The organism is Burkholderia sp. HMSC10F09 (assembly GCF_001806955.1).
Lineage (GTDB): Bacteria > Pseudomonadota > Gammaproteobacteria > Burkholderiales > Burkholderiaceae > Burkholderia > Burkholderia multivorans.
In genome coordinates, this window is sequence record NZ_KV786667.1 from 1 (window position 1) to 8,508 (window position 8,508).

The 8,508-nt window shown below is 64.6% G+C and carries 9 protein-coding genes and 1 pseudogene; 2 read left to right on the plus strand and 8 right to left on the minus strand.

Annotated features, from left to right (window positions below; translation table 11 throughout):
- Positions 1-87: 87 nt before the first annotated feature.
- From HMPREF3115_RS11375 to garD, 4 genes are all read right to left on the minus strand, one after another.
- Positions 88-525, minus strand: a complete 438-nt coding sequence (locus tag HMPREF3115_RS11375; RefSeq protein ID WP_006397221.1) for a DoxX family protein — start codon at positions 523-525, stop codon at positions 88-90.
- A gap of 170 nt (positions 526-695) precedes the next feature.
- On the minus strand, positions 696-1,151 hold the full coding sequence (locus tag HMPREF3115_RS11380) for an RbsD/FucU family protein (RefSeq protein WP_070554453.1): 456 nt from the start codon (positions 1,149-1,151) through the stop codon (positions 696-698).
- Positions 1,152-1,229: 78 nt separating this feature from the next.
- Positions 1,230-1,616, minus strand: a complete 387-nt coding sequence (locus HMPREF3115_RS11385; RefSeq protein ID WP_006406878.1) for a nuclear transport factor 2 family protein — start codon at positions 1,614-1,616, stop codon at positions 1,230-1,232.
- A gap of 212 nt (positions 1,617-1,828) precedes the next feature.
- Positions 1,829-3,385 carry a galactarate dehydratase gene (garD, locus tag HMPREF3115_RS11390; protein WP_053298190.1) on the minus strand — a complete coding sequence of 519 codons (1,557 nt, stop codon included), beginning with the start codon at positions 3,383-3,385 and terminating at the stop codon, positions 1,829-1,831.
- A gap of 229 nt (positions 3,386-3,614) precedes the next feature.
- On the opposite strand from garD, the gene kdgD reads away from it, so the two are divergent.
- Positions 3,615-4,529, plus strand: coding sequence for a 5-dehydro-4-deoxyglucarate dehydratase (gene kdgD, locus HMPREF3115_RS11395; RefSeq protein ID WP_070554454.1), 915 nt, complete (start codon positions 3,615-3,617; stop codon positions 4,527-4,529).
- Between the two features lie 91 nt (positions 4,530-4,620).
- Here the strand turns inward: kdgD and HMPREF3115_RS11400 are convergent, their stop codons facing one another.
- From HMPREF3115_RS11400 to HMPREF3115_RS11415, 4 genes and pseudogenes are all read right to left on the minus strand, one after another.
- Entirely contained in the window at positions 4,621-5,175 is a 555-nt protein-coding gene (locus tag HMPREF3115_RS11400; protein WP_070554456.1) for a hypothetical protein, read from the minus strand.
- A gap of 121 nt (positions 5,176-5,296) precedes the next feature.
- Positions 5,297-6,196, minus strand: a complete 900-nt coding sequence (locus HMPREF3115_RS11405) for a DMT family transporter (protein ID WP_053298188.1) — start codon at positions 6,194-6,196, stop codon at positions 5,297-5,299.
- A 143-nt stretch (positions 6,197-6,339) separates the two neighbouring features.
- Positions 6,340-6,474: pseudogene (locus HMPREF3115_RS31575) on the minus strand (IS256 family transposase); the annotation flags it as partial.
- Positions 6,475-6,732: 258 nt separating this feature from the next.
- Positions 6,733-7,599, minus strand: a complete 867-nt coding sequence (locus HMPREF3115_RS11415) for an NmrA family NAD(P)-binding protein (RefSeq protein ID WP_065495990.1) — start codon at positions 7,597-7,599, stop codon at positions 6,733-6,735.
- A gap of 518 nt (positions 7,600-8,117) precedes the next feature.
- Between HMPREF3115_RS11415 and HMPREF3115_RS11420 the strand changes: the two genes are divergently transcribed.
- A partial coding sequence (locus HMPREF3115_RS11420) for a LysR family transcriptional regulator (RefSeq protein WP_141751670.1) occupies positions 8,118-8,508 on the plus strand: 391 nt, incomplete at its 3' end.

The following is an 8,508-nucleotide window of genomic DNA, read 5'->3' on the forward strand; positions in this document are numbered from 1 at the left end:
CGGTGGCGCGGTGGCGCGGTGGCGCGGTGGTGCGGTGGTGCGGTGGTGCGGCACGCAGCGCGCAGCACCCGGCGCTGCGCGAGCGGATCAGCGCAGCCCGCCGTACGACGAACTCGGCCGTCGCAAACCGTCGATGCTCGCGCCGCCCGCACCCGTCACGAACAGCAGCAGGAAGCCGCCCGCGATCGCGATGTTTTTCCAGAAGTGGATCACCATGTCGTGCTGAACCGCCGCATCGGTCGCGTCCCAGAAGTTGTGGCCGACCATTGCGGTCGCGACCGTGTAGATCGCCATCAGCAGCGCGAGCGGCTTCACGCGGTAGCCGACGATCAGCAGCAGACCGCCGAGCGCTTCGATCGCGACGACGATCGGCGCGACGAACTGCGGATACGGCACGTTCAGCCCGCGCAGATAGCCGACGAAATCGCCGTAACCGAGCAGCTTCATCACGCCGCCCCACAGAAACAACGCCGCCAGCGCCAGGCGTGCGAAAAAAATGACGCCGGAATCGACGGAACGCGTCATGCCTCTCTCCTCGTATGCAGTACGTCCGGTCGCGCGAGCGCGGCCGGGCCGCTCGGCACCGCGCGCTGCGGTGCGCGCGGCAAATGGGCCAGCATAGAGCGTCCGTGCGCGTCGTCCAAGAGTTGTAGCAAAACTTTACATGGCCGCGTGCAGCACGGCCCGCCGCGTGTTTAGCCGGCGTCGCTCAACAACACGCCTTTCTTGAACAGGAAGCAGCCGTAGCCGCGCAGTTCGCCGGTGACGATCACCGCGTACGCCTGCTGCGCACGTTCGTAGAACGCGAAGCGGTCGATGCCGGCGAGCGGCACCGCCCGCCCTTCCGCACGGTCGATCTCGGCCTGCACCTCGCGTTGCACCGGCGGAAGCGCGGCCGGATCGCCGACGACTTCCATGCGCCACGCGGCCGTCTCCACGAACGTGTCGAGCGGCAGCACGGACAGCACCGCGCGCACGACGCGCGCGGAATCGGCGCCGTCGATCCGCAGCGCGCGGCCGACGACCGTATGCTGTGCGACCGATTCGGCCGGAAAATTCGCATCGCAGATCGCCACTTCGTCGCCGTGGCCCATCGCGCGCAGCGTGTGGAGGATGTCGGCGTGCAGCAGCGGATCGAGGTTCTTCAGCATGTCGGGAGCTCCGGGAGCGGGAACGAACCGCATAACGTTACCCGATCCCGGCGCCCGCTGCGCATGCCGCGATGTGCGTTACGCCGCCGCAGCCGGCATTTCGTCGATGAAGCCCGTGATCGACTTCAGGCGGCCCGACGCATCGACGGTGCCGAAATCCGAGCCCTTCACGATCGCGGTACCGTCCGGCGCCTCGAGCGCCCATGAGAAGCGCAGGTGCTGGCCGAAACCGTCGACATCGGTGGTGCGGCGAAAGCGGTATGCCGGAAAGCGCTCCTGCACGGCCGCGATCATCGTGTCGATGCCCGCGTGACCGTCGCCGGCCATCAGCGGATCGCGATAGGCGGCATCGCTCGCGTACGTCGCGTCGATCAGCGCGCGGCGGCGCGCGACGTCGGGCTCGTTCCACGCATCGAAGTAGCGGTCGATCAGGTCGGTATGGACGGATTGGGCACTGGTGTTCATGCGAGACTCCTGGTCGGATGGATGGGAGACGATGCCGCGAACGTTTCGTGTCCGCGTGTCGCTATCGTCGCCGGCGTCGCGCGGGCCGTCGATTACGTGCGAGGTAAGCGATTCGCGATGCGCGCACACGGCACGCGACGAACGACGCGGCGCCCCGAAACGACAACGGGCGCCCGAAGGCGCCCGCATCGTTCGACCGAGATAGCCGCGCGTCAGGTCACCGGCGCCGGATTGAACAGCACGAGCGCATTCGCGAGCTTCCATTGCTCGGCCCACGTGCGGCGCTTGCCGCTCGCGACGTCGAGCATCATGTGGAACAGCTCCCAGCCGACGTCCTCGATCGTCGCCGCGCCGGTCGCGATGCGGCCCGCGTCGAGATCCATCAGGTCGTGCCAGCGGCGCGCGAGATCGCTGCGCGTCGCGACCTTGATCACCGGCACCTGCGCGAGCCCGTACGGCGTGCCGCGGCCCGTCGTAAACACGTGCAGGTTCATGCCGGCCGCGAGCTGCAGCGTGCCGCAGATGAAGTCGCTCGCGGGCGTCGCCGTGTAGAGCAGCCCCTTTTGCCGGGCACGCTCGCCCGGTCGCACGACGCCGGCGATCGGCGCGCTACCCGATTTCACGATCGAGCCCATCGCCTTCTCGACGATATTCGACAGGCCGCCCTTCTTGTTGCCCGGCGTCGTGTTCGCGCTGCGGTCGACGCGGCCGCGCTGCAGATAGCGGTCGTACCAGTCCATCTCGCGGATGATCTCGCGCGCGACGTCCTCGTTCGCCGCGCGCGACGTCAGCTGCGCGACGCCGTCGCGCACTTCGGTCACTTCGGAGAACATGATCGTCGCACCGGCGCGCACGAGCAGGTCGGCCGCGAAGCCGACTGCCGGATTGGCCGTCAGCCCCGAGAACGCATCGCTGCCGCCGCACTGCACGCCGACGACGAGATCCGACGCCGGACACGTCTCGCGACGCCGGCGGTTCAGCCGCTCGAGATGCGATTCGGCCATCGTCATGATCGAATCGATCATCGACTGGAAGCCGACATGCGCGGCGTCCTGCAGACACACGACGCCGCCGTTGTCGGGCCCACCCTCGGCCGCGACCACCGGGATCGCGCCCGGCGGCAGCAGGCGGTCCGGCTGCAGCTTCTCGCAGCCGAGGCTGACCGTCATCACCTCGCCGCCGAAGTTCGGATTCAGGCTGATGTTGCGCAGCGTGCGGATCGGGATGTCGGCATCGGGCGCGTCGATCGCGACGCCGCAGCCGTACGTGTGCTCGAGGCCGACGACGTCGTCGACGTTCGGATAGCGCGGCAGCAGTTCGGCCTTGATCCGCTTCACTGCATGCTCGACGACGCCTGCCACGCACTGCACCGTCGTCGTGATCGCGAGGATGTTGCGCGTGCCGACCGAGCCGTCCGGATTGCGGAAGCCCTCGAACGTGTAGCCTTCGAGCGGCGCCAGCGGCGGCGCGCGGCGCGTCGCGAGCGGCAGGTCGTCGAGGCCCGGCGGCTCCGGCATGCGCATCGTGCGCTCGTTGACCCAGCTGCCGCGCCGCAGGTCGGTCAGCGCGTAGCCGATCACGACGTTGTAGCGCACGATCGGATCGCCGGCCGCGAGATCGGTCAGCGCGACCTTGTGGCCCTGCGGGACGCCTTCGCGCAGCGTCAGCCCGTCGGCGAACGTCGCGCCCTCCGGCAGACCGCCGTCGTTGACGACGATCGCAACGTTGTCGTCCGGATGCACACGGATATAGAGCGGGGATGCAGTCATCGGAATTCCTGAAAGCGGCAAGTCATATCGTTAGTCATCATACGACATTGAACACCGATCGCGCATAGTTCGTAAACCCTTATCCGGAAAGACCCTACTATTCCCCGGCGAGCAAACCGCTTGCGCCGCCTGTTCTTGCGTTGTACGATGACATACAACGACATCGCCACTATGGCTCGTATGCCGTTCCCGACGAACCCAGCACTCGCGCTAGACGGACGACCCAACCATGACCTCACCGCAAGAACTCAAACAGATCATTTCCCACGGCCTGCTGTCGTTTCCGCTGACGGACTTCGACGCCGACGGCAGCTTCCGCCCGACCACGTACGCCGCGCGTCTGGAATGGCTTGCGCCGTATGGCGCGAGCGCGCTGTTCGCCGCCGGCGGCACCGGCGAATTCTTCTCGCTCACGCAGCGCGAGTATTCGGACGTGATCCGCGTCGCGACCGAAACCTGCAAGGGTAAGGTGCCGATCCTCGCCGGTGCGGGCGGCGCGACGCGCGTCGCGATCGAATATGCGCAGGAAGCCGAGCGCCTCGGCGCGAGCGGCGTGCTGCTGATGCCGCACTATCTGACCGAAGCGAGCCAGGAAGGGATTGCCGAGCACGTCGAGCAGGTCTGCCGCGCGCTGAAGATCGGCGTCGTCGTGTACAACCGCGCGAATTCGAAGCTCAATGCGGACATGCTCGAGCGCCTCGCCGATCGCTGCCCGAACCTGATCGGCTTCAAGGACGGCGTCGGCGACATCGAAAGCATGGTCACGATCCGCCGCCGCCTCGGCGAGCGCTTCGCGTATCTCGGCGGCCTGCCGACCGCCGAAGTCTATGCGGCCGCGTACAAGGCGCTCGGCGTGCCGGTGTATTCGTCGGCCGTGTTCAACTTCATCCCGAAGACGGCGATGACGTTCTACGAAGCGATCGCGAAGGACGATCACGCGACCGTCGGCCGCCTGATCGACGAATTCTTCCTGCCGTATCTGAAGATCCGCAACCGCCGCGCGGGCTATGCGGTCAGCATCGTGAAGGCCGGCGCGAAGCTGGTCGGCCACGATGCGGGCCCGGTGCGCGCGCCGCTCGTCGATCTGACCGAAGAAGAAGTCGCGCAGCTCGATGTGCTGATCAAGAAGATGGGCCCGCAGTAAAAAGACGCGGCCGGCGGCGGCGCCATCGCGGCGCGGCGGCCGGCCCGCTCGCATCGACGATGCCGCGCGGCTCGACGAGCCGGCGCGGCCGTCACATCCGCCCGATGGCGCCGAGGATCCGGTAACGCGCGTCGCTCAGCTTGCGCTTCGCCTCCTCGATTCCCTTTTGTTCGGCCGGCGCGCGCCCGCGCGTGGTCGACGTCGCATCCAGAATCTGTTTCAGCACGTCGCGGTCGACGACCGCATCGAACAGCCGCCCGACCGTGAACTGCGCGTACTGCTTCGCGGTCGCGAGGTGCGCGTTCGCCTGCGTGAGCGCTTCGCCTCGCTGTGCGCCGTCGCGTGCGTCGATGCTGCGGCGGTGCTTCATCGCGAACACGACCGCCTGCATGTCGAGCCGGAAGCGGTCGACGACCGTGCCGAAAATCAGCGAGTGGGTATCGTGGCCCGAGAAGGGCCGGCCGCGATTGATCGTCACGTCGAATTCGTTGCCGCCGAGTTCGCGCTGCATCGCGAACAGTTCGTCGGCCAGTACGCGCCCTTCGCTGTATTCGCCGATCTGCGTGCGGACGAGTTTGGCGACGTCGCCGATCGTTTTCGGCAGGCCGGTTGCGAACAGGTGGTCGCCGCGTTTGCTGATGTTCATGCGTTCGGGTCCCTCGTTGTTTTTGGGTGAGCTCTCAGGTTCGCCTTTGCGGTTTGGGGCCGGGAGGCTTCGGTAATGTAGAGGAAAGTGGGGGTGGGGGGAAGGTGGGTTGGGCGATCGGCTAAACCGCCGGCCCCTCAGGCGGCTCTTCCCGAATCGCAACAGCGATCGAGCTTCCGACGATTGCGATTATCCCGAGGACCGGCACGAGGTCTAACGTCTCGCCCCATACGACGAATCCGAAAAGCGTTGCCCAGATGATGCTTGTGTAGGTGTAAGGGGCGAGTGTCGCCGCGTTTTCGCGCCTCACTGCGACCGTAAAGAGAAGCTGGCCGGCAGTGGCGAATATCGCGAGCAGCGCCATGATGAACAGGTCCCTGAGTGTCGGTGTCCGCCACGCAAACAATAGGGAAATACCGGTCACGACGGTCCCGAAAGTGGTAAAGAAAAGCACGGTGAGGCTCGAGTCGTCGCTCACCTTGAGCCTGCGAATCTGAATCATCGAAAGCGCGCCGCACACAGCGCTCAACAGCAGCAGACACGGGCCGATGAAAGTCGACAAGCTACCGTGTGGACGGACAACCAGAATGACGCCGATAAAGCCGACGCACGCTGCGACTGCGTTCCGCGCGATCAAGCGCTCCCCGAGGAGCAACGGGGCAAGGATAACGACAAAGATCGCCTCCGAATAAACGATTGCGACGGCCTCGCTCAACGGCAGGTAAGGCAAGCCGGCGAAGAATAGTCCGGAAGCGCCGAGTAGCGTCAGCGCGCGCGTAGTCTGTCCGCGAAGATCGATATTCTTGACACGAGCGATCAACGGCTCGCCACGAAGACTGACGAGAACGGCCGGCACGATCCCGAACAGCATGCGGAAGAACGTTACTTCGTTTGCCGGATAATCGAGCGCCACGGCTTTGCCGAGTGCGTCGACGATCGCGAAACAGAACATCGATATGAGGATCAGCGCGATCGTTTGATACTGGGCGGTACGATTGGAGACCAGAAAGTTTGAGCGCATATACGCTTCCGGTAGCCGCGGGCAGCCATTGCAGGGTGGCTAGATTGTCAGCGATTCGTCAGTGACTGTCCAACGACCGATCGCGGCCGAAAGCTGCCGCCCTCGGAGGTATCCGGAATTCCGTGTGTGAGGCGGGTTGAGATTCAGACTCCAATGTTGAATCGTTCCGGGTAAAGCAGCGCGAACTGAGTCATGGCGCGCTTCCAAAAGTGGCCGCACGCCTTGATGATCTTCCGAAGCTGCATGTGCAGCGACTCGATCGCGTTGGTCGTATAGACGTCCGCCGTGTCGATGGGTTGACGCCACGTTCCACGGCCATCGCGACAAGCCGGGTGCCCTGATCGCGGTCCAAGCCTGCAATATCGCCCCAGATGCCTGAGCCAGCACCGAACGTCATTGCGCCGAGGCTCAACCGTGAAACGCGTAGACCAGTTCTGCCCAGCGCGCCGTATTCCATCGTGTACTCCTTGTATCAACGAGAACCTGGTGCTTCGGTAGAGTGGGACTCTGAGTCCACGCGTCGCTGCCGGCTCCGATCAGATTCGACGTGACACAAGCTCGCCGACAACAGTCTCCAGTTCGACGTGCCCGCGCAAGATTTCGTCAGAATTACTTTCGAAACAGATCCAGCCTTCGTTGAAGCCGTCCAGCATGCGCATGCGAGGTAGAGGATGCTTCATGCCCTGCGTGCGGAACAGCGCTTCCCACGTGTGCCGTTCGACGACTTCCGCGCGTACCTGACGATGCAACACACTGGCGAAAGCCGCTGCGAGATCGTTAGGACTTACCCGGCGTGGACCTTCAAGCTCGACGACGCGCACGCCGTACCAAGTTTGCCGAAGCAGGTCGGCGGCAACCTGGCCTACGTCCGCAGTGGCGACCATCGGCACCGGCTTGTCGAGCGGCTGCAGGTAACTGGCAATCACGCCATCGTCGCTTGCAGACGCAACATCCCATGCGGCGTTCTCCATGAACCAGCCTGGGCGCAGGAACGTCACGGGCATCGGCATCTCGCGCAGCGCCTGCTCCATCAGCGTGCGTTGAGTGAGCAGGTTGACCTCGTCGGCCTGCGCGCCGATCGTCGAGAGGCAGACGACCTTACCGGGTCGCGCCTTCAGGAGTGCGGCGGACACAGCGTCAATCACTGTGCGCGCTTCGGGAAACCCGGGCTCCGGATCGAACTCCGAAGGCGGCAGGATGAAAACGCCGGTCGCGCCTTCGAATGCGGCGGCGAGCGACGAAGAGTCTTCCATGAAAGCCGTCGCGATTTCGCACCCTCGCTCTGCCCAAGCTTCTGCCCGTGTCGCATCGCGCACGACGGCGCGCACCGGCTGACCGGCAGCCAGCAGCTCGCGGGCCAGTGCACCGCCCACCTTGCCGGTGATTCCTGTGATTGCATACATTGCTCGTTCTCCGTGTGTGGTGATATCGGTTGATCCAGTGTTGGCGTGCCGACGGTCAATCGTTCAGACGCGACGCAAACCGTCGTAAAACGCCTGCTCGACGCCCGTATAGGTCCACGGCGCGCGCATCGTAGAAAGGTGCCTGCGCGTCGCGGCTTACAACGCCACCAAGCGTCGCAAGCGCCAGCAGGCTCGATGCTCCCTTCAGGAGACGGCGACGATCTGTTTGACCTGCCATTTTGGTTTCTTCCCGAATGAATGAATCGCGGCATTGCAGTGCTCGGCGATGGCGAAAAACCGGGCCGCGACCGGTTTGCGTCGATGTCCAACGAATGCGTCGGCGAGACGTATTCTGGACAAGCACCAAACGAAACAAAATGACATGGATGTCATTAGATAAGTGACAATGGATCATCAATTTGGCATGATCAACGGACCCCGCCAGCACTGCTGCGCGGCGCAGCGTTCGCCTTCACGCGGTCGATCGCGCTCCGCCAACCGTATTAACTTGAGCAACCATGAGATCCAGTAGCGAGAAACTTTCCGGCAGCATTAGCGTGTTCGCCGCCGTAGTGGATGCGGGGACCTTTGTGGGCGCTGCGGAGGTGATAGGAATGACGCCGCCGGGCGTCAGTCGCGCGATTGCGCGGCTGGAAAAGAGGTTGAACATCCGGCTCTTCAACCGGACAACGCGCTCTGTCTCCCTGACTGAAGAGGGCCGCCGCTTTTACGAGCAGGTCATGCCCCATCTGGCCGGCCTTGAGGAAGCGGCGGCCGCTGCGGCGGATGGCGCGTCGGCTGTGCGTGGAAAGCTGAGAATCAATCTGGATCCTGTCGTCTACCGGACCGTTCTCGGGCAGCCACTCGATGCGTTCATGGACGGGCCTGTCAGGAATTTTGTGTTTAAGG